Here is a 23,481-nt window from a genome sequence, read left to right as displayed (position 1 = left end):
CGGGTTCGCGCCTCGCCCCGGAATAACGTGAGGGGATGATTAGTCCGCCAACATCTTGCGGAGTTCGGCTTTCGCCACCTTCTCCAGCGTTGAGCGCGGCATGTCGTCGACCAGCCGCACTTCGCGCGGCCGCTTGAAGTCCGCGAGCGCGGCCGTGCAGGCGGCGGTGATGCGGTCGGCGAAATCCGGCGGCGCCGCGGCAACGCCGCCTTGCGGAATCACGAACACCACCGGCACTTCGTCGAGCATCGGGTGCTTCTTGGCCACCACCGCGGCCTCGCGTACGCCGGGCACGGTGATCACCACCTGCTCGATCTCGGAGGCCGCCACGTTCTCGCCGCCGACCTTCAGCATGTCCTTGGCGCGGTCGCCGAACCGAATCGCGCCGTGCTCGAGCCGTGTGACGCGGTCGCCGGTGATGAAGTAACCGTGCTCGTCGAAGCTGTCGCGCGTTGCCGCCTCGTTGTGGAGATACTCCTTGAACAGCGACAGTCCCGGCACGCCTTTGATCAGCAGATTGCCGGTGTCGCCGACGCGTGTCGGGGCGCCGTCGTCGCCGACGATGCGGATCGCGTATTCGGGCGCAGCGCGGCCGATCGACATCGGCGTGTTGGGCTGATCGGCTTCTGCGATGATGCCGTGGGTGATGGTCTCGGTCATGCCCCACCAGCCGATGATCTTGATGCCGAACGAGGCGAACGGCGGCGGTTCGGCGACCGCGCTGCCCCACAGCCGGAAGCGATGCGCCTTCGGGATCTCGTGCTCGAGCAGCGCCTTCATGCAGAACGGGATCGTCGACAGCCAGGTGCAGCCATGCTCCAGCGAGACCTTCCAGAAGCGGCTCGCCGAGAACCGCGGCTGGACCACGACAGTGCCGCCGACCCACAGCGTCGACAGCATCGAATAGGCCAGCGCATTGGTGTGGAACAGCGGCAGATACAACAGATGCACGTCATCGGCGCGCAGCGTTTGGTGTGCGGCGTTGATCTTGGCGCCCCACAGTGCGTTGGCGTGGGTCCACAGCACCGCCTTGGGCCGCGACGTGGTGCCGGAGGTGTATTGCACGCTGCACGGCGCCAGCGGATCGGTCGGGCGGCGCGGCCGGTCGGCGCTGTCGCCGAACAGGCTGTCGAACGAGTGGCCCTTTGCGACCGGCTGCGCGGCGATCGCCGCGCCGGGATCGTGTCCGATCACCGCCATCCATTTCAGCTTCTTGCAATTGGCGGCCACCAGATCGGCATAGGCCGGCTGAGTGATGGCGGCGACCGCGCCGCAATGGTCTGCGAAGTATTCGATCTCCGCGGCGGCCGAGCGGGTGTTGGTGGTGACCGCGATCGCTCCCAGCTCCGTGCAGGCGAACCAGGCGAGCAGGAATTCGACGCAATTGTCGAGATGAATCAGCAGGTAGTCGCCCTGCTTGATGCCGCGCCGTGCCAGGCCCGCGGCGAGCGCGCCGACGCGGTCGTGAAATTCGCCGTAGCTCCAGCTTCGCGACGGGCCGTCGAACGGCGACCAGATCACGAACGGATGCTCGCGGCGTGCCTCGGCGTGCAGTTTCAGCAGCCACGGCACGTCCATTCCGTCGAATGGCGTCACGACGCCTGGTGCCTCGATGAGCTGCGACATGTCTCGTCCTCCCCTTGTCCCGCGCGTGCTGGCGCGTTGTTGTTGGCGTTCCGCGTGGCGCAATTCGCACGCAGCCGCATGATGGGAAGGTTTGCCATCCGCCGCAGCGGCACGCAATCGATCCGGCCGGCGTCACCGGATGCGCGGATCGCAATGCTCGATCGGGAAACCGGCGGCGACGCGTCGCAGCGTGAATGATGCTTTTGTGAAAGCCGCTCCGGAACGGCGGTCGGACGCTGCGGTTCTGTCCTCGCATCGGTTACAGCAAGGGAGAACGAGATGAGATATCTGGCATTGGCGGCAATGGCGCTGGGTGCGTTCGGCGCAACGCAACTGATCGGCGCCCAGCCTGCAGCGGCAAGCGTCGAATATCCGTACTGCATTCAGGGCAAGCAGCAGGGCTTCCCCGGCGACTGCAACTACGCCACCTTCTCGTCGTGCCGGTTTACGGCCAGCGGCCAGGGCGGCAGTTGCGTGATGAACCCGCGCTACGGCACAGTCGATCGCGGTTACGACAGCTATGGCTACGCGCCCGCCGCTGCAGTCGGCGGCTATTGATCAGTTCGCGGGAGGCACGGCCTTTAGAGGCCGCGCTCCTTGCGGCTGAAATTCGACAGATGTCCCTCGCGCGCCGCCTGGGCGCGCGCGGCTTTCATCACGTTCTTGCTCTTGCCGGGCGGGGCCGGGCGCGACACCAGCCGCTCCATCCGCCGGCTGCCGCAGGCCGGGCAGGGCGGCTTGTCGTCGAAGCCGACCAGCAATTCGCTGTCTTTGTCGCATTGCTTACAATGGAAGTCATAGAGCGGCATCGCGACACCTCCTGAAGTCCGTCAGGTGAAGCTTTGCAGGATCCGGACCAGTCGATTCCTGGTTGGCTAGCGCCGTTCGCCGATCACCGCCAGCAGCGCGGCGCCGTAATGATCGAGCTTCTTGTCACCGATCCCAGCAATCCCGCGCAGTTCGTCCAGTGTCCGCGGCTTTGCGGCCGCAAGGCCATCGAGGGTGGCATCGTGCAGTACCACATAGGCCGGCACGCCGCGGGCCTTCGCCACCTCAGATCGCCATGCCTTCAGGGCCGCGAACAGCGCCGGATCGCCGCTGGTCTCGCGCTGGGCGCCGCCGACCAGATCGCCGCGGCGGGATTTTGCTCGCGGCGGCCGGCCGGTCTGCTCGCGCAGCATTACCTGGGTTTCCCCCTTGAGCACCGCCCGGGAAGTCTCGGTCAGCTTCAAGGCGCCGAACGCCTCGCTGTCCGGTGCCAGATGGCCGAGCGACACCAGTTGGCGGATCACCGCGCGCCATTGTTTCTCGCCAAACTCGCCACCGATACCGAAAACCGACAGTTTGTCGTGGCCGAATTGAGTGACGCGATCGGTCAGCCGGCCGAGCAGCACGTCGATCAGGTGCTGGGCGCCGAACCGCTGTCCGGTGCGATAGGCGCAGGACAACAGCTTCTGCGCCGGCACGGTGCCGTCGATCACCTTCGGCGGGGTGAGGCAGTTGTCGCAATTGCCGCAGCTCTCGTGCTGCGCCGTCTCGCCGAAATAGCCGAGCAGCCGGGTGCGGCGACAGCCGGTGGATTCGCAGAGACCCACCAGCGCATCCAGCTTGCCCATCGAGACCCGCTTGAAGGCGTCGGAGCCGCTGCTCTCGTCGATCATCCGGCGCTGCTGGACGATGTCGCTGAGCCCGTAAGCCATCCACGCCTCGGACGGCTTGCCGTCGCGGCCGGCGCGCCCGGTCTCCTGGTAATAGGCCTCGATGCTCTTGGGCAGATCCAGATGCGCGACGAAGCGCACGTCCGGCTTGTCGATGCCCATGCCGAACGCGATGGTGGCGACGATCACCACACCATCCTCGTTGAGGAAGCGATCCTGATTGCGCGCGCGGATCTCGGCCGGGAGGCCGGCGTGATACGGCAGCGCGGTGAGGCCGGACCTGCTCAGCGTCTCGGCGATGTCCTCGACCTTGGCCCGCGACAGGCAATACACCACACCGGAATGGCCGCGATGGCGGTCGTCGATAAAGGCTTTGAGTTGGGCCGGCGCGTTCTGCTTGTCGACGATGCTGTAGCGGATGTTGGGCCGGTCGAAGCTCGAGACGAAGCAGGGTGCGTCCGTCAGCGCCAGCCGCTCTGCGATCTCGCGGCGGGTCAGCGCATCGGCGGTCGCGGTCAGTGCGATCCGCGGCACGTTCGGAAACTTCTCGGCGATCGCCGAGAGGCCGACATATTCGGGCCGGAAGTCGTGGCCCCATTGCGAGACGCAATGCGCCTCGTCGATCGCAAACAGCGCGATCTTCGCCCGCGCCAACAGGCCGAGGCAGCGCGGTGTCAGCAATCGCTCGGGCGCGACATAGAGCAGATCGAGTTCGCCATTGAGGAGTTGCCGCTCGATCTCGTTGGCCTCGTCGTAGGACAGCGTCGAATTCAGCGCCGCGGCGCGCACGCCGCTTTCCAGCAGTCCTGCCACTTGGTCGCGCATCAGCGCGATCAGCGGCGACACCACCACGCCGCAGCCTTCGCGCAGCAGCGCCGGCAGCTGGTAGCACAGCGACTTGCCGCCGCCGGTCGGCATCAGCACCAACGCATCGCCGCCATCGGCAATGTGCCGCACGATCGCTTCCTGCTGACCGCGGAACGACGGCAGCCCGAACACGTGGTTGAGAACCGACAGCGCCCGGGCGTCGAGGTCATCGTCGGTGTGGCGCGAAACCGAAGCGATCATGGGAGGCAGGCGAAGCAGGACATCTGCTGCATATAGCCGAACCTGTGAGATTTGCCTGCTGCGATGGCGCGGCGGTCACCGCAGCGGAGTCTGCTCCAGATAGGCGCGCAGCAGGCGGCGACTGGCCGCCAGCGCGGCGATCTGGCCGTCGATTTCGGCCAGCCGCCGGCGAATACCGTCGCGGAACGCCGGGCAGGGCCGGAATCCGCCCGAATCCGTCTCGGCGCAGGGCAGCAGCAGCCGGATCTTCGCCAGCGTCAGCCCGGCGGCTTGCAGCGTGGTGATTCGCTGCACGGTCGTGATGTCGGCCGGACTGTACAGTCGGTACCCCGCTGGCGAGCGGCCGGGCCGCAACAGCCCCTCTGTCTCGTAATAGCGCAGCATCCGCGCGCTGACGCCGCAGCGGCGCGCCAATTCCCCGATCTGCATCGCGGCCTCTTGACCCTGACAACGCTGTCAAAGCGTAGCCTCGGAGCCGCCCACAAGCCAAGAGAGGACCGATGCTCAAGCTCACGATGTTCGTCCGGCGCCTGCCGGAGCTGTCGCGTGACCAGTTCGACAGCCATTGGCGTGATCGCCACGGCCCCCTGGTGCGGTCGCACCAGCAGGTGCTGCGAATCCGGCGCTATGTGCAAACCGTTCCGCTGCCAGATCCGGCCCAGCAATCGATCCGCGCCAGCCGCGGCTTGGCGGCCGCCGAATACGACGGCTGCGGCGAATTGTGGTGGGACAGTTTCGACGACCACACCTCCGCCCGGGCCACGCCGGAGGGCCTGGCGGCGCTGCGCGAACTAATCGCCGACGAGCGCAGATTCGTCGATCTGTCGCGCTCTATTGCCTGGTACGGCACCGAGCGGCTCATCATTCCGGACTGACGCAACGCGCAGTCTGCGGGCGGGCCGAGGCGCCGGCCGCAACCGGCTGCGTCACACGATTCGGCTGTTCTTGTTCCCCCAATAGCGGTCGCGCAGCAGGCGCTTGTAGAGTTTGCCGGTGGGGAGCCGGGGCAATTCGTCCATGAAGTCGATCGAGCGCGGCACCTTCTGTCGCGACAGCGATTGCGCGCAAAAGGCAATTAGTTCGGCGGCGAGGTCGGCGCCGGCGGCGACGCCCGGCATCGGCTGCACCACCGCCTTGACCTCCTCGCCGAGATCCTCGTTGGGCACGCCGAACACAGCGGCATCCGCGACCTTGGGGTGAGTGATCAACAGGTTCTCGCACTCCTGCGGATAGATGTTCACCCCGCCCGAGATGATCATGAACGTGGCGCGGTCGGTGAGGTGCAGATAGCCATCGTCGTCGACATAGCCGACGTCACCGACGGTGCTCATGCTGCCGTCTTCCGAGCGGGCTTCCTGGGTCTTCTTCGGGTCGTTGAAGTACTCGAACGGCGTGGCGGTCTTGAACCAGATCTGGCCGGGCGTGCCTTTCGGACACGGCTTCATGCCGTCGTCGAGGATATGCAGGTCGCCGAACATCACCTTGCCGACCGTGCCGCGATGCGCCAGCCATTCAGCGCTGTTGCAGGCGGTGAAGCCGAGGCCTTCGGTGGCGCCGTAATATTCGTGGATGATCGGCCCCCACCATTCGATCATCTGCTCCTTGACCTGCGGCGGGCAGGGGGCCGCCGCGTGGATCGCGACCTCCAGGGTCGATAGATCATATGTCTTCCGCACCTCCTCAGGCAGCTTCAGCATCCGCGAGAACATCGTCGGCACGAGCTGGCTGTGCGTCACCTTGTGCTTTCCGATCAGGGCCAGATACTGCTCCGGATCGAAATGCTCCATGATGATCACGGTGCCGCCGTCGCGGATGGTGAGGCCGACCGCGGCCTGCGGCGCCGAGTGATACAGCGGCGCGGGCGACAGATAGATCATGCCGTCGCGATACTTCCACAGCATGTTGAGGAAGTGGAACAGCGGCAGCGGTTCGGACGGCGGCTGCTCCGGCAGCGGGCGCAGGATGCCCTTCGGCCGGCCGGTGGTGCCGGACGAATACAGCATCGCGGTGCCGAGGCTTTCGTCGGCGATCGGCGTGTCCGGCAGGTTCTTGGTCGCTTCGGCGAGCCCGACGATCCGCTCGCTCTCGCCGTCACCGTCCACCACCACGCACAGCGTGACGTTGGGGCAGTCTTTCAGCGCCTCGCGGGCGACGTCGAGTTTGGCTTTCGAGGTGATCAGCGCGCGCGATTCGCTGTTGGTCAGGATGTAGGCGAGCTCGGCCGGCGTCAGGTAGGAGTTGACGCAGGTGTAGTAATAGCCACTGCGCTCGCCCGCGGCGCACGCCTCGATGTAGCTGTTGTTGTTCTCCATGAAGATCGAATAGTGGTCGAGCCGCTGCAGACCGTGATTGCGCAACAGATGCGCCAGACGGTTGCTGCGAGCCTCGAGCTCGGCATAGCTCACCGTCTCTCCGGTGGAAGCCATGATGAAGGCGGGGTGGTCGGGGCGGGTCTTCGCGAACTGGCCGGGATACATCGTGCTCCTCGTGCTGATGCGTGCCTGAGCTTCTGGTTTTCCGTCGTCATTGCGAGGAGCGAAGCGACGAAGCAATTCAGCGACGTGCACTGCGCTCCTGGATTGCTTCGCTACGCTCGCAATGACGATCTCATCGTTGTTGGTTCCGCGAAAGCAGGCGCGTCTTCACGCCGCGAGCTCCAGGATCTCCCGGACCTGCGCCGGTCCTTCGATCGGGCGTGGATTGCGCGGCACCCATGGGGTGCCCATTGCCTGGGTGGCGATCCGCTCGAAATGCTCGGGTCCGACGTTCACGTCGCGCAAGCTGCGCGGCATGCCGAGCACCCGGATCAGCGCGTCGAGCACGTCGCCGGCGTCTTCGCCGGGATGTCCCATCGCGGCCGCGACCAGCGCTTGGCGGTCGCGGTTGGCGGACTTGTTCCAGCGCATCACCGCCGGCAGCATGATGCAGGAGGTGTGGCCGTGCGGCACGTCGAACACGGCGCCGAGCACGTAGCCGATGCCGTGGCTGGCGCCCATCGGCACGCCGGACGACAGCGCACCCATCGACAGCCAGGTGCCGATCTGACAGTCGAGCCGGGCATCGAGGTCGGTCGGGTCGGCCTTCACCCGCGGCAGCCCCGCAGCGAGCATCGCAAGGCCGCGCAGCGCCTGGGCGTCGCCGTACGGGTGCGCCTCGCGCGAGCAGATCGCTTCGACGCAGTGATCGACCGCCCGGATGCCGGTCGACAGGAACAGCCATTCCGGCGTGTGCAGGGTGATGGCCGGATCGAGGATCGCGGCGCGCGGCATCGTCAGCGGATGCGCCAGCCTCTCCTTCACCCTGGTGGCTTCGTTGGTGACGCCCGCAATGGCACTGAATTCGCCGCCCGAGATCGTGGTCGGGACGCTGATCTGCCGGACTTTGGGGGCGACAGGCGCGTTGATGTTGCGGACGCGGTCGATCTCGGCGGCGCTCGAGATGTCGTTGGCGAGGCAGATCTGCACCGCCTTGGCGCCGTCGGTGATCGAGCCGCCGCCGACGGTGACGATGATATCGGCCTGGATGGCGCGGGCCTGTTCGGTGGCGGCGATCACTGCGGCGCGCGGCGTATGCGCCGGCATCGCGTCGAACACCCCGGCGCAGCGGCCGCCGAGCGCGTCCTTGATCTTGGCGATTTCATCGGTGGTGCGGTTCAGCGTGCCCGACACCATCAGCAGCGCGCGCTGCGCGCCGATGCGGTCGAACTGAGCGGCGAGCGCTTCCGCCGCTGGCTGACCGTAGACGACCTCCTCCATGGCGCCGAACACGACGCGTCCAGTCATCACGTTGTTTCTCTCCCCTTGGCCGCTTTTGCGTGGCCTTAGCGATGATCCTAATCCGATCGTCGTAGGTTCGGGAACAGGAAAATTCGTCGCGGCGACGGCCCGTCATGGGCGTGTCCGACAACGCGGTAAGATAAGACGTTTGGCTGATCCGCCGCCGTAAGGGGTTGTCGCTGCCCCGCCCGCATGTTGAATGCGGCGGCAGATTTTGTTGTGACGCGTTTTCTTCACGCGAACCGGTGACCACTTCGCTCGAAAACGCTTTCGTCGGGGAGACAGTCCATGACTAAGGCCGTGCTCGGCATTATCGGCGGCTCCGGGATCTATGATTTGCCCGGGTTGGAAGACGTCCGAGAGGAAGCGATCGCGAGCCCGTGGGGGCAGCCGTCTTCCGCGGTGCGGCGCGGCAATATCGCCGGCCTGCCGATCGTGTTCATGCCGCGCCATGACAAGGGCCACCGGCTGTCGCCCTCCGACATCAACTACCGCGCCAATATCGACGTGCTGAAGCGCGCCGGCGTCACCGACCTGATCTCGCTGTCGGCCTGCGGCTCGTTCAAGGAAGAGCTGCCGCCCGGCACCTTCGTGCTGGTCGATCAGTTCGTCGACCGCACCTACAAGCGCGAAAGCTCGTTCTTCGGCAAAGGCTGCGTCGCCCACGTCTCGATGGCGCACCCGGTGAGCCCGCGGCTGCGCATCCACCTTGCGGCTGCGGCGGAGGCCGAGGGCATTCCGGTAGCGCGCGGCGGCACCTATCTGTGCATGGAAGGTCCGCAGTTCTCCAGCTACGCGGAGAGCATGACTTACAAGCAGCTCGGCTATTCGGTGATCGGCATGACCAACATGCCGGAGGCCAAGCTCGCCCGTGAGGCGGAAATTTGCTACGCAACGGTGGCGATGGTCACCGATTTCGACTGCTGGCACCCGGACCATGACGCGGTAACGGTGCAGGACATCGTCCGCGTTCTGACCTCCAATGCCGAGAAGGCCAAGAGCCTGGTGGCGCGGCTGGCGCAGGACTTCCCGCGCGAGCACGAGGAATGCCCGATCGGCTCCGATCGTGCCCTCGATGCCGCCTTCATCACCGCCCCCGAAGCGCGCGATCCGGAACTGCTGAAGAAGCTCGACGCGGTGGCCGGGCGGGTTTTGAAGGCGTAAACCTCGTCATTGCGAGGAGCGGAAGCGACGAAGCAGTCCAGTGCTGGCATGTGAATTTCTGGACTGCTTCGCTTCGCTCGCAATGACCGATTCGATCTCAGCGAGGCACCATGAAAGTCGACGGCAAGCATACCCGCACGATCTGGCTCGAGGCTGATGGCTGGACCGTCGGCACCATCGATCAGCGCCGGCTGCCGCACGACTACGTGGTGGTGAAGCTGACCAGCTCCGATGACGCGGCCGATGCGATCCGCACCATGCTGGTGCGCGGCGCGCCGCTGATCGGCGCGACCGCAGCCTACGGCATGGCGCTGGCGATGCGCGAGGATGCCTCCAACGCCGGTCTCGATGCCGCCTACGCCAAGCTGGTCGCAACCCGGCCGACCGCCATCAATCTGAAATGGGCGCTCGACGAGATGCGCCGCGCGCTCGCTCCGGTGCAGCCGGCCGATCGCGTCGCGGCGGCGTATCGGCGTGCCGGTGAGATCGCCGATGAAGACGTCGCGATCAATCAGGCGATCGGCGCCAGCGGCCTGAAGCTGATCGAGGCGATCGCGGCGACCAAGAAGCCCGGCGAGCGGGTCAATGTGCTGACCCATTGCAATGCCGGCTGGCTCGCGACCGTGGATTGGGGCACCGCGACCGCGCCGATCTATCAGGCGTTCGATGCTGGTATTCCGATCCATGTGTATGCCGACGAGACCCGCCCGCGGAATCAGGGCGCGTCGCTCACCGCCTGGGAGCTCGGCCATCATGGCGTCGACCACACCGTGATTCCGGACAATACCGGCGGTCATCTGATGCAGCACGGGCTGGTCGATCTCGTGATCGTCGGCACCGACCGCGTCACCGCCGACGGCGATGTCTGCAACAAGATCGGCACCTATCTGAAGGCGCTGGCGGCGGCCGACAACAAGGTGCCATTCTACGTCGCGCTGCCGTCGCCGACGATCGACTTCACCATCCACGACGGCGTCCGCGAAATCCCGATCGAGCAGCGCGAGGCCGCGGAAGTGACCGATATGACCGGCCGTACCAGTGACGGACGGATCGAGACGGTGCGGATCGTGCCGCAGGGGTCCAAGGTCGCCAATTACGGCTTTGACGTCACTCCGGCGCGCCTTGTCACCGGTCTGATCACCGAGCGCGGGGTGCTGAAAGCCGACCGTGCCGCGCTGGCTGCCGCCTTCCCGGAGCGGGTGGCGCAGGCCAAGGAACTCCTGCGGGCGTCCTGAGTTCGTTCGGCAGCGGCTGTTCGGCCGCTGAGCACGGCATCGGCGGTATTGCTGAGTTCAAACAGTGTGTCGCGCGGCCGATCGCCGCGTAACGCCTGTGGAAACGCTCTCGCGCTTGCCACCTTTGTGGCTATGCTTGATTCGCGCCGGAGCCGAGCCGCGCGCGCCCCAAGGACTTGCATCATGACCGATCAATCCAGGCCGCCGGAGCGGCCGCGCTATGAGCCGGAGATCATTCCGCCCGGACAGACCCATGATCCGATGGGGACGCGGATCTTTATCGATCAGAACACCACCGAGCACGTCTTTGTCGGCAAAGTCGGTCCGCTTGGCCTGTTTTTGATGGCGCTGGCCATAGGTGCGGTGATCGCAGTGGTGCTCGTGTTGCTGCTCGGGGCGTTTCTGTTGTGGATTCCGGTGGTCGGCTTGCTGATCGCTGCCGGGCTGGTGGCCGGCGTGCTGCGGCCGTTGTTTTCTCGGAACGGCGGCTGACGGCCGCTACGATCCGTGCCGGTTTGATCATTGTCAGCGAGCGGTCAGCGGCCCGGCGCCAGACTGGCGGTTTCGAAAGGAGCCGGCCGAAGCACCAATGGGGCGCCTGTTCATTTTCATCTTCGCAGCCCTGATCGCCGCGGCACCGCTGCCGTCGGCGCGCCTGCTCGCGCATGAGCATAATCACGGCGCCCACGACCACCGCCAGGATCATGACGAAGCCCGCCTCGCCGTCGAGCGCGGCGAAATCCGTCCCCTTGCCGAACTGCTCGGCCGGGTTCGCGATAAGCTGCCCGGCGAGATCACCGGCGTCGAGATCGAGCGCCACCACGATCAGTGGCTGTACGAGTTCATCGTGGTCGACAAGGCCGGCCGGCTGTACGAGGTCTATGTCGATGCGCTGAGTGGCGAGATCCGCCGCACCAAGGAGAAATGATGCGGGTGCTGGTGGTCGAGGACGACAGCCGGATCGCGTCGGAGCTGGCGCGCGGCCTCGGCGAAGCCGGTTACCTCGCCGAGATCGTCGGTGACGGCGAAGAAGCGTGGTTTCGTGGCGATACCGAAGATTATGCCGCGATCATCCTCGACCTCGGTCTGCCCGGGCTCGACGGCCTCACCATCCTGAAGCGCTGGCGCGACAACGGCCGCCTCACCCCGGTGCTGATACTCACCGCACGCGGAAGCTGGGCCGAACGTGTCGACGGCATCGACGCCGGTGCCGACGACTACCTGCCGAAGCCGTTCCAGATGGAGGAGCTGCTGGCGCGGCTGCGCTCGATCGTGCGGCGCTCGGCCGGCCATGCCTCGTCGGTGGTCACCATCGGCGAGGTCACGCTCGACGAGCGGCAGATGCAGGTCAGCGTCGGCGGCAAGCCGGTTTCGCTGTCGCCGCTGGAATATCGGCTGGCGTCCTATCTGGTGCTGCATCGCGGCCGGGTGGTGTCGCAATACGAACTTGCCGAGAACATCTACGGCCAGGACGACGCCCACGATTCCAACGCCATCGAGGTGCTGGTCGGCCGGGTTCGCCGCAAGATCGGCGCCGACCTGATCGAGACCCGGCGCGGCTTCGGCTACATCGTGCCGGACGAGCGTTCATGAAGCACAGCTCGCTGCGGCTGCGCTTGATCGCCGGCGGGGCCGCGGCGATCCTGATCGCGCTCAGCGTCGCCGGTTTCGCGCTCACCATCCTGTTCGAGCGCCACGTCACCCGTACCATCGCGGACGATCTGGAAGTATCGCTGAAGCAGCTGCTCGCCGGCATCGAGGCCGGGCCGGACGGACGGCTCACGGTTGTGCGACCGCCGACCGATCCGCGGTTCTCCGAGCCGCTGTCGGGACTGTATTGGCAGGTCGGTGACGACGGCGACCAGCTGGTGCGTTCGCGCTCGCTGTGGGACGACCGGCTGACGGTGCCGATCGATCAGCCCGGCCCCGGGGAAGTCCATCACCACGACATCGCCGGCCCGTTCGCCTCGCGGCTGTCGATCGTCGAGCGCCGGGTGCAGCTCACCATGGGCGGCAAGAGCGTGCCGATCCGGGCCGCCGTGGCGGTCGATCTGGCGCGGGTCGATGCCGCCGGCAAGGCGTTCGCGCGCGATCTTGTGGTGGCGCTCGGGCTGCTGGGCGCGGTGCTGGCGCTCGCCACCTCGGTCCAGGTGATGCTGGGTCTGCGGCCGCTCGCGGCCCTGCGCCGCGACGTCGCCGCGATCCGCTCAGGCCGCAGCAGCCGTTTGCCCGAGGCGGTGCCGGACGAGGTGCGGCCGCTGGTCGAGGAGGTCAACGCGCTGCTCGAAGCGCAGGCGCGCGAGATCGAGCGCTCGCGCGACCGGGCGGCCGATCTCGCCCATGGTCTGAAGACGCCGCTCGCGGCCTTGGCGGGCGACGCCGCGCGGTTGCGCGAGCGCGGCGAAGACAAGCTCGCCCGCGACATCGAAGCGGTCGGTGCGGCGATGAGCCGGCATGTCGACCGCGAACTGGCGCGGGCCCGGCTGCGCGGCGCGGCGCGGCGCGGCGAGAGCGTCACGGTCGAGTTGTTGCCGCTGGTGCGCTCCCTGGTGACGATCCAGTCGCGCACCCCCGCGGGCCGTTCGATCGACTACGGCATCGAGGTCGCCGACTATGTGGCGGTGCCGATCGAGCGCACCGACCTCGCCGAAGTGCTCGGCAATCTGCTCGACAACGCCACCCGCCACGCCAAGTCGCGGGTGCGGATCGGCACGTCGTGCGACGCCGACGAATTCTGCGTCATGATCGAGGACGATGGCGACGGGCTGGACGAGGCGGCGCGCACCGAGGTGCTGTCGCGCGGCATCCGGCTCGATCAGCGCGGCGAGGGCGCCGGGCTGGGGCTCGCCATTGTCCAGGACGTGCTCGACGCCTATGGCTGGAGCTTGCGGCTGTCGCGCTCCGAGCTCGGCGGCCTCAAAGCCTGCTGCTGCTCCGCGGTGGCGTCGGCCGGTCCGGGCATCTAGGCCGGCGCCGCGATCTTGCCATCGCGCCCGCCAGCGCTATATCCCGGTTTTCCCTCACATTCCTTCTCCAGGACCAGCGACATTCGCCATGACCATGACTGATACCGCCAGCGAGACGAAGCCGTTCCAGGCTGAAGTTGCCGAGCTTTTGAACCTGATGGTGCACTCGGTCTATTCCGAGACCGACATCTTCCTGCGCGAGCTGATTTCGAACGCGTCCGACGCGCTCGACAAGCTGCGCTACGAGTCGATCGCAAAGCCCGAGCTGATGGAAAAGGGCGGCGAACCGAAGATCCGGATCATCCCGAAGAAGGCGCCCGACAGCCTGACGATTGTCGATAACGGCATCGGCATGGACCGCCAGGAGCTGATCGACAATCTCGGTACCATCGCCAAGTCCGGCACCAAATCCTTCATTTCCAAGCTCGCCGAATCCAAGGACAGCGCCGGCCTGATCGGCCAGTTCGGCGTCGGCTTTTACGCCGCCTTCATGGTGGCCGATAAGATCACCGTTACGAGCCGCCGCGCCGGCTCGGACGATGTGTGGACCTGGACGTCCGCCGGCGGTGCCGGCTTCGAGATCGCTCCGGCGTCCGAAGAAGCCGCCGCGCGGGTCGAGCGCGGCACCGAGATCGTGCTGCATCTGAAGCCGGACGCGTCGAAATATCTCGAAGACTGGCAGATCGAGCGGATCGTCACCGAGTATTCCGACAACATCCAGTTCCCGATCGAGCTGGTGCCGGAGGAGGGCGAGCCGCGCCAGATCAATTCAGCCAGCGCGCTGTGGCAGCGCTCGAAGTCGGAGCTGAGCGAGGACGACTACAAGCAGGCCTACAAGCAGATCGCGGGCGCGTTCGACGAGCCGGCGATGACGCTGCATTATCGCGCCGAGGGTCGGCAGTCCTACGCTGTGCTGCTGTTCGCGCCGTCCACCAAGCCGTTCGATCTGTTCGAGCCGGAGCGCAAGGGCAAGATCAAGCTCTACGTCCGCCGCGTCTTCATCACCTCGGAAGCCGAGCTGCTGCCGCCTTACCTGCGCTTCCTGCGCGGCGTGATCGATTCCGAGGATCTGCCGCTCAACCTGTCGCGCGAGATGCTGCAGAAGAATCCGCAGCTCGCGCAGATCCGCACCGCGGTGACCGGCAAGGTGATCAGCGAGCTGGAAAGCCTCGCCGACAAGAAGCCGGAGGACTTCAGCAAGATCTGGGATGCGTTCGGCCCGGTGCTGAAGGAAGGCTTGTACGAGGACTTCGAGCGCCGCGAAAAGCTGCTGTCGCTGGCGCGCTTCACCACCACGGCCGGCGAGAAGCGTTCGCTGAAGCAATATGTCGAGGCGATGAAGGAGAACCAGACCGAGATCTACTATCTGGTCGGCGACTCGCTGGAGCGGCTGAAGTCCAACCCGAAGCTGGAATCGGCCACCGCGCGCGGCATCGAAGTGCTGCTGCTGACCGATCCGGTCGATGCGTTCTGGACCTCCGGGCAGCTCGATTTCGGCGGCAAGCCGCTGAAGTCGTTGAGCCAGGGCGATGTCAATTTCGACCTGATCCCGAAGCTCGATCAGGACCAGGACAAGGACAACAAGGACGAGGCAAAGGCCGACGAGGCGACCGTGATCGCGGTGATCAAGGACGCGCTCGGTGAGCGCGTCTCCGACGTCAAAGCCTCGCAGCGGCTGACGTCGAGCGCCTCGTGTCTGGTCGCTGGCGGCATGGGGCCGGATCGCGAATTGGAAAAGCTGCTGGCGCGCGCCAACAAAGGGGCCGGCTCCAAGCCGATCCTGGAGATCAACCTGACGCATCCGCTGGTCGCCGCGCTCGGCGATACCAGGACCGACAAGGCGGAAGCCGGCGATCTTGCTTTCCTGCTGCTCGAGCAGGCGCAGATCCTCGACGGCGAACTGCCCGAAGACCCCGCCGCCTTCGCCAGCCGGCTCAATCGGTTGGTGCTGCGTGGCGTGGTTGCGCGTGGTTAGCAGCTAGCTAACAAACAGGGTTACCGCTTTTTTAATCCATGGCGCGCACTCTGCTCGGCATCGTTGTGCCGAGCAGAGTGCGATGCCATGAGTCGAATCCTTGTTACCGTAGCCACGCTCGCGACGGTCATCTCTCCGGCCGCGGCGGCCGACATGCCGCGCTTTCCTCCGCTCATGCCCGTTGCGCCGGTGTCGTGGAATTGGACCGGCCTGTATTGGGGCGCCCATGTCGGCGGCAGCTTCGGCTCGTCGAGCTTCAGCGATCCCGCTGGCCCCGGTCTCTACGGCGGCAGCGTCCGCAGCCCGGCTGCGCTGGCAGGCATCCAGGTCGGCTACAACTATCAGCCGAACGCGAATTGGCTGATCGGCGTCGAGGCCGATCTCAGTTCGATGAACGCCAAGGGCACCAACACTTGCATGGCGTCGTCGGGGTTGTTCATTTCGTCCAATTGCCGCGTCCGCCAGGATGCATTGGCGACGCTGACCGGCCGTGCCGGCTTCGTCACCGGTCCCGGCGGCCGCACGCTGCTCTACGCCAAAGGCGGTGCGGCCTATCTCAGTGAGCGGCTCGACATCGCCGTCGGCTATCCGCTCGGCAATTTGACCGCCGCCAATGACGGTCGGTGGGGCTGGACCGTCGGTGCCGGCATCGAACGGGCGCTGGCGCCGGCCTGGTCGGTGAAGCTCGAATACAACTACGCCGATTTCGGCAGCCGCGACATGGCGACACCGGACAGCGAACGGCTGGTGCCGGGCGTCGGCTCTTTCGCAACGCCGCAGGGCAGGAGCAGGGTCGAGCAGGACCTGCATGCGGTGAAGGTCGGCCTCAACCTCAAATTCGGCGGCGATGTCGACGCACGCTTCGACGACTATCATCTGCGCGGCACCCAGGCCGGGGTCGATGTCGTCGAGCGCGGAGCGGTCGAGGTCGGCGGTCGCGTCTGGTATAGTTCGGGTCGTTTCCAGAAAGATCTCGGCGGCACATTCGATCAGGGCAATCAGAATTTCCTGATCTCGCGGTTGACCTATCAAAATACCGCTGTGTCGGGGGAGGCTTTCGGTCGTATCGAAGGTCCCTACGACACCTTCCTCAAGGGCTTTGCCGGCGGCGGCACGCTGCTGACCGGTCATATGAACGACGAGGACTGGATCGCCTCCGACGGCATCCCCTATTCGAATACGCTGTCGGATCCGGTCAGGGGCAGCATCGCCTATGCGACTGTGGATGTCGGCTACAATCTGGTGCACGGGCCGGACTACAAATTCGGCGGCTTCGTCGGTTACAATTATTATCGCGAGAACAAATCGGCCTATGGCTGCGTGCAGACGGCAGGCGCCACGTCGCTGGTCTGCGCGCAACCGATTTCGGATGCAGTTCTCGCCATCACCCAGAACGACACCTGGCATTCGTTGCGGGTCGGCCTCAACGGTGAGATCGGGCTCGGCCGTGGGGTCAAGCTCTCGGCGGATGCGGCCTATCTGCCGTATGTGAAGACCTTCGGAACCGATACGCATCTGCTGCGGACCGACGTCGCCGACAAAGTGTCGCCGTCACAGGGCACGGGGCAGGGCGTCCAGCTCGAAGCCATCCTGTCCTATCAGTTGAACAGCGCTTTCAGCATTGGCGCCGGTGCGCGGTATTGGGCGATGTGGGCGACCACCAACGCCTACACCAATATCTTCGGCACGGAGTGTCCCTGTCAGACCCTGCCGGCGCGCACCGAGCGCTATGGAACCTTCTTGCAAGCGGCCTATAAGTTCGACAGCCTCTAACGACTGCCATTGCTCAACAATCCGCTGGGCAGCGGCAATTTTCCTAACTAAGCTGCGCGCCAACCAAAACACTGGGAGGCACGCAATGAAACTCAAACTTCTTTCCGCCGCGCTTGCGGCCACTGCCCTCGTTGCCATCACGCCGGCTTCGGCGCAGGGCGTCAAGATCGGCATCCTCAACGACCAGTCCGGCGTGTACGCGGACTACGGCGGCAAGTGGTCGCTCGAAGCCGCCAAGATGGCGGTGGAGGATTTCGGCGGCGAAGTGCTGGGGCAGAAGATTGAGCTCATCTCGGCCGATCATCAGAACAAGCCCGACAACGCGGTCGCGATCGCGCGCAAGTGGTACGACGTCGACGGCGTCGACATGATTACCGAACTCACCACCTCGTCGGTGGCGCTGGCGATCCAGGATCTGTCGAAGGAAAAGAAGAAGATCGACATCGTGGTCGGCGCTGCGACGTCGCGGATCACCGGCGATGCCTGCCAGCCTTACGGGTTCCATTGGGCGTTCGATACTCATGCCCTCGCGGTCGGAACCGGCGGCGCCCTGGTGAAGGCCGGCGGCGACACCTGGTTCTTCCTGACCGCGGACTACGCGTTCGGCTACGCGCTCGAGAAGGACACTAGTGAGATCGTGCTCGCCAGCGGCGGCAAGGTGCTCGGCTCGGTGCGGCATCCGCTGAATTCGTCGGACTTCTCCTCGTTCCTGCTGCAGGCGCAGGCCTCGAAGGCCAAGGTCGTCGGCCTTGCCAATGCCGGCCTCGACACCGCCAACTCGATCAAGCAGGCCTCTGAATTCGGCATCGTCGCCGGCGGCCAGAAGCTTGCGGGCCTGTTGATGACGCTGGCCGAAGTGAACGGTCTCGGCCTCAAGGCGGCGCAGGGCTTGGTGCTGACCGAAGCCTATTATTGGGATCGCGACGACAAATCGCGTGAGTTCGCCGAGCGTTTCTTCAAGCGCACCAGCCGGATGCCGAGCATGATCCAGGCCGGGACTTATTCGGCGACGCTGTCCTATTTGAAGGCCGTCAAGGCCGCCGGAACTAAGGACACCGATGCGGTGGCCAAGAAGCTGAAGGAGCTGCCGGTCGACGACGCGTTTGCATCCGGCAAGGTGCTGGCCAACGGCCGCTTCGTCCACGACATGTATCTGTTCGAGGTGAAGAAGCCGGAAGAATCGAAGAAGCCGTGGGATTACTACAAGCTGCTCGCCACCGTGCCGGGCGACAAGGCGTTCCCGACTGCGGCAGAGAGCGGCTGCCCGCTGACCAAGTAAGCGCTCGATCGAGCATCTGAAGTGAAGGCCGGCGCTCCGCAAGGGCACCGGCTTTTCGCCGACATGACGGCGAGCTGTTTGTCGTCATGGCCGGGCTTGACCCGGCCATCCATCGCTCAGAGTCTTTCGAAGAGGTGATGGAGGCGCGGGTCAAGCCCGCGCATGACGTCCGTGACGGAGGATGGTTCAAGCCCCCAGCATCTGGTGCACGACGCCGTACACCGAACCGCCCCACAGGAAGGCGGTCGCCACCATCTGCACCGCAAAGCCGAGGCCGCGCTTCTCCGGGGCTTCGGCATAGCCCAGCATGTAGAGAATTCGGCCGATAATCCACACCGCGCCAGCCGCGGCCGCGAAGGCGTCGCTCAGATAATACGCGAACAGCCACAGCGACGGCAGGAAGATTGGCAGCCATTCCAGCGTATTGGCCTGGACGCGAAACACACGCTCGAAATCCGGATGGCCGGAGATCGCCGGTGCCTTGACGCCGTACAGCATCCGCGCGCGCGCGACCTGCACCGAGGTGTAGAAATAGAACATCAACGCCAGAAGGGTGGCGATCGTGGTGTAGTGAAACATCCAAGGGCTCCCACACTAGGTTCGTTCTTGCCCGGCTGATGGCCGCCGGTTGGCTGCAGCTTGAACTCAATATCCGGTCATCTCAAGGTACCCGAAGCCGCTCCGGTTACCGCCAAAGGTGATCGGCCCCTCCCAATATGGAAAGCTGGTGCCCATCCAGCTGCTGGGATTGAGCGGCGTGGTCTCGATCGCAAGATCGTGGCCGGCGACCGCCACACGCCAGCGCGTCGGAACTTGGCGCGAACCGACCGCGGTGAAGCCGAGCGGTTCGAGCTTGATCTGATCCGGAGATAGCGGCGCAGAACGGCCGTCGGTACCGATCCAATTGCCGGCGAAGTAGTTGGTGCCGTCGCGCTGCCGCAGCCGGAACAGCATCACCTTGTCGCCCGAGGATAGATGTAGCGAGAACCAGTCCCAGCCGGTCTGGTCGGAGGAGAGCGGCTGGCTCGACCATTCGCGGTCCATCCAGGCCGATCCCTCGACCGGAATCGAGCGGTCGTCGAGCGTCAGGGTGCCGGACGCAGTGAAATACGGCTGGCTGTAGTAGTAGGACGCCTGGCCACGTTCGGACTTGCGCGAGTAGCCGTTGTCGCCTTGCAGCACCAGCGGCCGGTCGGCGCTCAGCTGCAGCGCGTAGCTGAAATTTGCCCCACGCGCCGTAACCTCGAGCGGCGACAGCGTTGCCGCCTCCATGGCCGAGCTTCCCTGCATCGCCCAATCATCGATGACAGCCTTGAACGGCGAGGCCTCGACCCCGGCGACCCCGACGCCACCGCGCGAGAACTTCTCGGCAAACCGGTGGGTGTCGGCGCTGGTGACGGCGGCATGCGCCATCCAAATCTGCTGGTTCGCCCAGCCGCCGCGTTGCGGGCCCGGCGTCATCGCCTGACGGAACAGCGTCCACTGCGCCCCATAGGCCTTGCCCGCAGCGTCCTTCAGGTTCGCGGTCAGGTACCACCACTCGATCCGGAAATCGGGATGCGGACCATGGTCGTTGGGAAACGCCAGCTTGCGGCCGGGCACCACGGGGGCAAATCCGCCGGCTTCGCTGCCGAGCCCGGCAAAGCCCTGCGCCCACGCCGGCGGCGCGATCGCTGCGGCGACCAGGCTGCCGGTGAACATGCGCCGGTTGATCCGACCTCTAGCGTTCATCGGCAAACACCTTCACCAGCCGCGCCGGCTGCATCCGCATCAGCTTCAGGATCGGCAGCGCCGCTGCAAGCAGCGTCGCCAGCAGCGCGATGCCGACCAGCTTTGCCAGTTCGAACGGAAACATCTCGAACGGCAGACGCCAGCCAAATGCTTTGACGTTCACCACTGCGATCAGGCACCACGCCACTAGCAGGCCGAGCGGCAGTGCCAGCAGCGCGGTGATCGCCGCCATCGCCAGCGTCTTCATCAGTTCGATCAAAGCCAGCCGGCGGCGGGTGATGCCGATCGCCCACAGCGGCGCGAGCTGCGGCAGCCGAGATGCACCGAGGGTCAGAAGGCTGGTCAGCAGCGCCACGCCGGCGATGCCGAGCGTGAAAGCGTTGAGTGCGGTGGTCACCGCGAAGGTGCGGCTGAAGATCTGTTTGGAGATCGCTTTCAACGTCGACTGATCGGCGAGGCTCCGCTCCCCGAGCGCGAAGCTGTTTCGCAGGTCGGCGATCAGGGCCGGCACCCGTGCGGGATCTACCCGCAGCCCGAACCTCGTCTTGGCCACATCGGGGAAATGCGTCACCAGCGCGCCGAACGCGATGCCGAGCTGGCCGCGCGGATTGCCATAGTCGGCATAGATCCCCACCACCTCGACCGGCCACGGGCCGCGGTCGCTCGGCACCACGATGCGGTCACCGAGCTTGACGCCGAGCCGGCGCCACAGCTGTTCGCTGACCAGTGCCGCATCGCCGCGCGCGACGCGGTCCCAGACATCTTTGGTGTGCTCGAGCAGCGGCCAGTGATCGCGATACGTGGCATCGTCGGCGAATCCAATCAGCTCAACCGGCTGGCCCTGCAGCTTCACTTCGGCGCGCGCGCCCGGAAGCAGCGAGGTAACTTCGGGACGGCCTTTCAGCCAAGCCTTGATCTCAGTCGCCTGTTGGTCGCTGGCGGCATTGAGATAGACCTCCGCGGCGAGCCGGCCGTCGAGCCAGCGCTGGAAGGTGCGGCTGAAGCTCTCGACCATGGTGCCGACGCCGACATTGACGCCGAGCGCCAGCAGCAGCGCCATCAGTGCCAGGGAGAGGCCGGAGAGCTGCAGCCGGCTGTCGGCCCAGAACCAGTTCGTCAGCGGTCCCCGCGCCAGCTTCTCGCCGAGCGCCAGCACCAGCCCGAGGATCGCCGGCAGCCCGAGGGCGGCGCCGAGCAGGATCGCGGCCAACACCGCAAAGCCCGACAGTAGCGAATCGCCGAACCACAGAAACCCGAAACCAGCGGCGAACACCGCGAGCGCAGCCACGCCCTGCACGAGCAGCCAGCGATACTGCGCCTGTTGCCACGCATAAGGCTGCGCGGCGACCAGCACTGGCAGCCTTGCCGCCTTGATCAGCGCCGTGGACGCGGCGGCGAGCGTGCCGAGAATGCTGATAGCGATGCCGGCGAGCCACCATTGCGGCCGCAGCGACAGCTCACCGGGAATCTGCGCGCCGTACAGGCCCCGCAAGGTGGCGGCGACGTCGGGCAGCAGCGTCGCGGCGATCAGATAGCCGCAGACCAGACCGATAAGGCCGGCGAGCAGCGCGATCAGGCACAGCTCGATTACCATCACAGCGTTGAGCTGGCGCGCCGAGGCGCCGCAGGCACGCAAGGTACGCAGCATCGGGCGGCGCTGCTCGAACGCGAGCCCGATCGCCGAATTGACGATGAACAGTCCGACCAGGAACGACAGCAGACCGAACGCTGTCAGGTTGAGGTGGAAGCTGTCGGTGAGGCGCTCAAGCTCAGTGGCGGCATCCGGCTGATCGAGCTGCAGCTTGTCGTCGACGATGTCGCGGAGCGGCGGGCGCGAATCGCTTGGCTTGCTGCCGAGCAGCAGCCGCGACAGCCGGTCCGGCATGTCGAGCAGTTGCTGCGCGATGCCGATGTCAACCACCAGCACGCCAGGCGCGATCTCCGCTTGTGGCTTCAGCGGCGGCAGATGCTGGCCGTTCGGCAGCTCCGGCGTCGCGCCTTCGGCGAGGCTGAAGTCGCGCAGCGTCTCCGGCGCGATCAGCGTCTGACCCGGCGGTAGAATGAAGCCCTGCAGATCGCCGGTGCCGAGCGCTGGCGCGGTGCGGGCTTCGACCGGCAGCGATAGTGGCTCGACGCCGAGTAGCCGCAGCGACCGGCCGCTGATCCGGATCGCGCCTTCGACCGCCGGAGACACCTGCCAGCCGGCGCGGCGCAGGTCGACATAGAGCTGCTGGGAGAAGCTGCCGCCGTCACGCGCCACCAACGTTGCGGTGCGATTGCCGCCGAGCGCCGCGGCGGCGCGGTCGTAACTCGTGCGGGCCTGCGCGTTCAACGCCTGCACGCCGCTCCACAAGGCGGTCGCGGAGATCAGGCCGATCGCCAGGGTCGCAAGCTGCATCGGATGCCGTCGCCAGTGGCTCAGCAGCACGGCGAGGATCCACAGCGCGCGCCTCAATGGATCAGCCCCGCGTGCAGATGCACCCGGCGATCGAGCATACCGGCGAGACGCTCGCTGTGCGTCACCATCAGGAAGCCGCAGCCGGTGCGGCGAACCAGATCGGTAGCGAGCGACAGCACGTCGTCGGCGGTTGATTCGTCGAGATTGCCGGTCGGCTCGTCGGCGAGAAGCAGCAGCGGCTTGATCGCCAGCGCGCGGCCGATTGCGACGCGCTGCTGCTGGCCGCCAGAGAGTTGCTCGGGGTAGCGCTTGAGCAAGGTGCCGAGCCCGAGCCGCTCGATCAGCTCGGTGCGCCACGCCTCATCGTGGCGGCCGGCGAGACGGGCCTGGAATACGAGATTGTCGGCAACCGTCAGGCTCGGGATCAGGTTGAACTGCTGAAACACCAGCCCGAGCCGTTCGCGCCGAAAGGCGGCACGCTCGGCGTCCGGCATCGTCGAGATCGTCGCTTCGCCAAATGTGATGGCGCCGCCATCGGGCTGATCGAGGCCGGCGATCAGATGCAGCAAGGTCGATTTGCCGCTGCCGGATTCGCCGGTCAGCGCCACGCTCTCGCCGGGCTCGACCGCAAGGTCGACACCGCGCAGCACAGCGACGCGGTCCTGACCGGACACATAGGATTTAGTGAGACCGGAGACGATCAGCATCGGCGCGGTCCGCGCAATGTGGCGATCACAGCGCGCAATGCGCGCCGGCGCGATCCGGTCATTCTAGCCTTCCAGCCCATCGTCATTCGCCAGAGGATATGGGGCCGGGCGCCGGCCACTCAAGG

21 protein-coding genes are annotated in these 23,481 nt (G+C 66.0%); 11 read left to right on the top strand and 10 right to left on the bottom strand.

Annotated features, from left to right (window positions below; genetic code table 11):
* Positions 1 to 39: 39 nt before the first annotated feature.
* Positions 40 to 1,626: an AMP-binding protein gene (locus tag HZF03_RS24335; RefSeq protein ID WP_119019945.1), complete on the bottom strand. Its 1,587-nt coding sequence runs from the start codon at positions 1,624 to 1,626 to the stop codon at positions 40 to 42.
* Positions 1,627 to 1,905: 279 nt separating this feature from the next.
* Between HZF03_RS24335 and HZF03_RS24330 the strand changes: the two genes are divergently transcribed.
* Positions 1,906 to 2,184, top strand: a complete 279-nt coding sequence (locus HZF03_RS24330; protein WP_011160360.1) for a DUF3551 domain-containing protein — start codon at positions 1,906 to 1,908, stop codon at positions 2,182 to 2,184.
* A gap of 23 nt (positions 2,185 to 2,207) precedes the next feature.
* Here HZF03_RS24330 and HZF03_RS24325 read toward each other — a convergent pair whose 3' ends face one another.
* The 3 genes from HZF03_RS24325 to HZF03_RS24315 form a co-directional block, all read right to left on the bottom strand.
* A complete protein-coding gene (locus HZF03_RS24325) occupies positions 2,208 to 2,435 on the bottom strand; it encodes an FmdB family zinc ribbon protein (RefSeq protein ID WP_119019944.1) in 228 nt (75 codons plus the stop codon).
* A 66-nt stretch (positions 2,436 to 2,501) separates the two neighbouring features.
* Positions 2,502 to 4,352, bottom strand: coding sequence for a DNA helicase RecQ (gene recQ, locus HZF03_RS24320; protein WP_119019943.1), 1,851 nt, complete (start codon positions 4,350 to 4,352; stop codon positions 2,502 to 2,504).
* A 75-nt stretch (positions 4,353 to 4,427) separates the two neighbouring features.
* Positions 4,428 to 4,781, bottom strand: coding sequence for a MerR family transcriptional regulator (locus tag HZF03_RS24315; protein WP_119019942.1), 354 nt, complete (start codon positions 4,779 to 4,781; stop codon positions 4,428 to 4,430).
* 71 nt (positions 4,782 to 4,852) lie between these two features.
* Between HZF03_RS24315 and HZF03_RS24310 the strand changes: the two genes are divergently transcribed.
* On the top strand, positions 4,853 to 5,227 hold the full coding sequence (locus HZF03_RS24310) for an EthD domain-containing protein (RefSeq protein ID WP_119019941.1): 375 nt from the start codon (positions 4,853 to 4,855) through the stop codon (positions 5,225 to 5,227).
* Between the two features lie 51 nt (positions 5,228 to 5,278).
* Here the strand turns inward: HZF03_RS24310 and HZF03_RS24305 are convergent, their stop codons facing one another.
* Together HZF03_RS24305 and HZF03_RS24300 are read right to left on the bottom strand one after the other, a co-directional pair.
* Positions 5,279 to 6,829: an AMP-binding protein gene (locus tag HZF03_RS24305; protein WP_119019940.1), complete on the bottom strand. Its 1,551-nt coding sequence runs from the start codon at positions 6,827 to 6,829 to the stop codon at positions 5,279 to 5,281.
* A gap of 165 nt (positions 6,830 to 6,994) precedes the next feature.
* Entirely contained in the window at positions 6,995 to 8,137 is a 1,143-nt protein-coding gene (locus tag HZF03_RS24300; RefSeq protein WP_165858178.1) for an iron-containing alcohol dehydrogenase, read from the bottom strand.
* Between the two features lie 279 nt (positions 8,138 to 8,416).
* On the opposite strand from HZF03_RS24300, the gene HZF03_RS24295 reads away from it, so the two are divergent.
* The 9 genes from HZF03_RS24295 (at position 8,417) to HZF03_RS24255 (ending at position 18,520) form a co-directional block, all read left to right on the top strand.
* The gene (locus tag HZF03_RS24295; RefSeq protein ID WP_012497916.1) at positions 8,417 to 9,292 is read left to right on the top strand and encodes an S-methyl-5'-thioadenosine phosphorylase; all 876 of its coding nucleotides are present in this window, start codon (positions 8,417 to 8,419) and stop codon (positions 9,290 to 9,292) included.
* A 110-nt stretch (positions 9,293 to 9,402) separates the two neighbouring features.
* Positions 9,403 to 10,527: an S-methyl-5-thioribose-1-phosphate isomerase gene (gene mtnA / locus HZF03_RS24290; protein ID WP_119019938.1), complete on the top strand. Its 1,125-nt coding sequence runs from the start codon at positions 9,403 to 9,405 to the stop codon at positions 10,525 to 10,527.
* A 183-nt stretch (positions 10,528 to 10,710) separates the two neighbouring features.
* Entirely contained in the window at positions 10,711 to 11,019 is a 309-nt protein-coding gene (locus HZF03_RS24285) for a hypothetical protein (protein WP_011160351.1), read from the top strand.
* A 97-nt stretch (positions 11,020 to 11,116) separates the two neighbouring features.
* On the top strand, positions 11,117 to 11,455 hold the full coding sequence (locus HZF03_RS24280; RefSeq protein WP_012497914.1) for a PepSY domain-containing protein: 339 nt from the start codon (positions 11,117 to 11,119) through the stop codon (positions 11,453 to 11,455).
* Entirely contained in the window at positions 11,455 to 12,120 is a 666-nt protein-coding gene (locus HZF03_RS24275) for a response regulator transcription factor (protein ID WP_119019948.1), read from the top strand. Before HZF03_RS24280 ends, HZF03_RS24275 begins: the two co-directional genes overlap by 1 nt.
* Positions 12,117 to 13,493, top strand: coding sequence for a sensor histidine kinase (locus HZF03_RS24270; RefSeq protein ID WP_119019937.1), 1,377 nt, complete (start codon positions 12,117 to 12,119; stop codon positions 13,491 to 13,493). Before HZF03_RS24275 ends, HZF03_RS24270 begins: the two co-directional genes overlap by 4 nt.
* Positions 13,494 to 13,581: 88 nt before the next feature.
* Positions 13,582 to 15,468 (top strand): molecular chaperone HtpG, encoded by a 1,887-nt coding sequence (htpG, locus tag HZF03_RS24265; protein ID WP_119019936.1) that lies wholly within the window; start codon positions 13,582 to 13,584, stop codon positions 15,466 to 15,468.
* Positions 15,469 to 15,621: 153 nt separating this feature from the next.
* Positions 15,622 to 17,241, top strand: coding sequence for an outer membrane beta-barrel protein (locus tag HZF03_RS24260; protein WP_420853831.1), 1,620 nt, complete (start codon positions 15,622 to 15,624; stop codon positions 17,239 to 17,241).
* An 85-nt stretch (positions 17,242 to 17,326) separates the two neighbouring features.
* Positions 17,327 to 18,520, top strand: a complete 1,194-nt coding sequence (locus tag HZF03_RS24255; protein WP_011160345.1) for an ABC transporter substrate-binding protein — start codon at positions 17,327 to 17,329, stop codon at positions 18,518 to 18,520.
* A 186-nt stretch (positions 18,521 to 18,706) separates the two neighbouring features.
* On the opposite strand, the gene HZF03_RS24250 is transcribed toward HZF03_RS24255, so the two are convergent.
* From HZF03_RS24250 to HZF03_RS24235, 4 genes are all read right to left on the bottom strand, one after another.
* Positions 18,707 to 19,099, bottom strand: a complete 393-nt coding sequence (locus tag HZF03_RS24250; protein ID WP_011160344.1) for an MAPEG family protein — start codon at positions 19,097 to 19,099, stop codon at positions 18,707 to 18,709.
* Between the two features lie 66 nt (positions 19,100 to 19,165).
* Complete coding sequence (locus HZF03_RS24245; protein WP_119018001.1) at positions 19,166 to 20,251, bottom strand: lipocalin-like domain-containing protein; 1,086 nt, start codon at positions 20,249 to 20,251, stop codon at positions 19,166 to 19,168.
* On the bottom strand, positions 20,241 to 22,706 hold the full coding sequence (locus HZF03_RS24240; RefSeq protein ID WP_119018000.1) for an FtsX-like permease family protein: 2,466 nt from the start codon (positions 22,704 to 22,706) through the stop codon (positions 20,241 to 20,243). Before HZF03_RS24240 ends, HZF03_RS24245 begins: the two co-directional genes overlap by 11 nt.
* On the bottom strand, positions 22,703 to 23,356 hold the full coding sequence (locus HZF03_RS24235) for an ABC transporter ATP-binding protein (RefSeq protein WP_011160341.1): 654 nt from the start codon (positions 23,354 to 23,356) through the stop codon (positions 22,703 to 22,705). The genes HZF03_RS24240 and HZF03_RS24235 overlap by 4 nt, the downstream gene beginning before the upstream one ends.
* Positions 23,357 to 23,481: the final 125 nt, after the last annotated feature.

Origin of the sequence: Rhodopseudomonas palustris, from assembly GCF_013415845.1 — a bacterium.
In the GTDB taxonomy this organism is placed as follows: domain Bacteria; phylum Pseudomonadota; class Alphaproteobacteria; order Rhizobiales; family Xanthobacteraceae; genus Rhodopseudomonas; species Rhodopseudomonas palustris_F.
This window is presented reverse-complemented; position numbering and strand designations above follow the sequence as displayed.

Excerpts from the sequence above, each read along its gene's own strand:
- mtnA (WP_119019938.1), top strand. The coding sequence starts at position 9,403 with ATGAAAGTCGACGGCAAGCATACCCGCACGATCTGGCTCGAGGCTGAT.
- HZF03_RS24305 (WP_119019940.1), bottom strand. The coding sequence starts at position 6,829 with ATGTATCCCGGCCAGTTCGCGAAGACCCGCCCCGACCACCCCGCCTTC.
- HZF03_RS24330 (WP_011160360.1), top strand. The coding sequence starts at position 1,906 with ATGAGATATCTGGCATTGGCGGCAATGGCGCTGGGTGCGTTCGGCGCA.
- HZF03_RS24315 (WP_119019942.1), bottom strand. The coding sequence starts at position 4,781 with ATGCAGATCGGGGAATTGGCGCGCCGCTGCGGCGTCAGCGCGCGGATG.
- HZF03_RS24235 (WP_011160341.1), bottom strand. The coding sequence starts at position 23,356 with ATGCTGATCGTCTCCGGTCTCACTAAATCCTATGTGTCCGGTCAGGAC.
- HZF03_RS24295 (WP_012497916.1), top strand. The coding sequence starts at position 8,417 with ATGACTAAGGCCGTGCTCGGCATTATCGGCGGCTCCGGGATCTATGAT.
- htpG (WP_119019936.1), top strand. The coding sequence starts at position 13,582 with ATGACCATGACTGATACCGCCAGCGAGACGAAGCCGTTCCAGGCTGAA.
- HZF03_RS24310 (WP_119019941.1), top strand. The coding sequence starts at position 4,853 with ATGCTCAAGCTCACGATGTTCGTCCGGCGCCTGCCGGAGCTGTCGCGT.
- HZF03_RS24285 (WP_011160351.1), top strand. The coding sequence starts at position 10,711 with ATGACCGATCAATCCAGGCCGCCGGAGCGGCCGCGCTATGAGCCGGAG.
- HZF03_RS24260 (WP_420853831.1), top strand. The coding sequence starts at position 15,622 with ATGCCGCGCTTTCCTCCGCTCATGCCCGTTGCGCCGGTGTCGTGGAAT.
- HZF03_RS24250 (WP_011160344.1), bottom strand. The coding sequence starts at position 19,099 with ATGTTTCACTACACCACGATCGCCACCCTTCTGGCGTTGATGTTCTAT.
- HZF03_RS24270 (WP_119019937.1), top strand. The coding sequence starts at position 12,117 with ATGAAGCACAGCTCGCTGCGGCTGCGCTTGATCGCCGGCGGGGCCGCG.
- HZF03_RS24245 (WP_119018001.1), bottom strand. The coding sequence starts at position 20,251 with ATGAACGCTAGAGGTCGGATCAACCGGCGCATGTTCACCGGCAGCCTG.
- HZF03_RS24335 (WP_119019945.1), bottom strand. The coding sequence starts at position 1,626 with ATGTCGCAGCTCATCGAGGCACCAGGCGTCGTGACGCCATTCGACGGA.
- HZF03_RS24325 (WP_119019944.1), bottom strand. The coding sequence starts at position 2,435 with ATGCCGCTCTATGACTTCCATTGTAAGCAATGCGACAAAGACAGCGAA.
- recQ (WP_119019943.1), bottom strand. The coding sequence starts at position 4,352 with ATGATCGCTTCGGTTTCGCGCCACACCGACGATGACCTCGACGCCCGG.
- HZF03_RS24280 (WP_012497914.1), top strand. The coding sequence starts at position 11,117 with ATGGGGCGCCTGTTCATTTTCATCTTCGCAGCCCTGATCGCCGCGGCA.
- HZF03_RS24255 (WP_011160345.1), top strand. The coding sequence starts at position 17,327 with ATGAAACTCAAACTTCTTTCCGCCGCGCTTGCGGCCACTGCCCTCGTT.
- HZF03_RS24275 (WP_119019948.1), top strand. The coding sequence starts at position 11,455 with ATGCGGGTGCTGGTGGTCGAGGACGACAGCCGGATCGCGTCGGAGCTG.